The sequence below is a fragment of the Psychrobacter sp. 4Dc genome, assembly GCF_002836715.1.
Taxonomy (GTDB): Bacteria; Pseudomonadota; Gammaproteobacteria; order Pseudomonadales; family Moraxellaceae; genus Psychrobacter.
Genome location: NZ_PJAT01000043.1, coordinates 1 through 607, shown reverse-complemented (window position 1 = coordinate 607; position 607 = coordinate 1). Strand labels below are relative to the sequence as shown.

Below are 607 nucleotides of genomic sequence, written 5' to 3'. Positions count from 1 at the left end.
AGCATATATCATCAATACCGTTACTGGCGTAAAACCGGTAAATGGCAAAAGCTCATGAAGATAGTCACAGCAAACTATGATAGTGAATGGTTATTTATAGACGGTAGCGTGGTTAAAGCTCATCAGCATAGTACAGGCGCAGCCAGTCATCTTGATGAGGCCATTGGTAAAAGCGTTGCAGGTAATAGCAGCAAACTGCACTTAGTGGTCGATGCTTGTGGCAACCCTATACATGTTGAGCTGTCAGGTGGGCAAGTACATGACTCTAAGATGGCAAAGGCGTTGATATGTAGCACCATTAACAACCAGACTAAAGCGGTGATTGCAGACAGGGGCTACGATAGTAGCGATATTAGAGAGTGTATCTTCAAGCACTGTGCTCAGTCAGTCATACCTGTTAAGTCGAACTCTAAAAGCAGTAACGACACACTAGATTGGTATTTGTATCGTTGCCGTCATTTGGTAGAAAACGCTTTTGCTAGATTGAAACATTTTAGGGGCATTGCCACGCGATATGATAAGCTCAAAGATAGCTTTGCAGCGGCGGTAATGCTCGCTTGTGTCTTTATCTGGTTGCCCTTGATTTGAATTCTATACACACCCTAAT

The 607-nt window shown here is 43.3% G+C and carries 1 protein-coding gene; it reads left to right on the top strand.

Annotated features, from left to right (window positions below):
* Positions 1-588 (top strand): IS5 family transposase (locus tag CXF61_RS02460; protein ID WP_165597035.1); only part of this gene is annotated, 588 nt, incomplete at its 5' end.
* Positions 589-607: the final 19 nt, after the last annotated feature.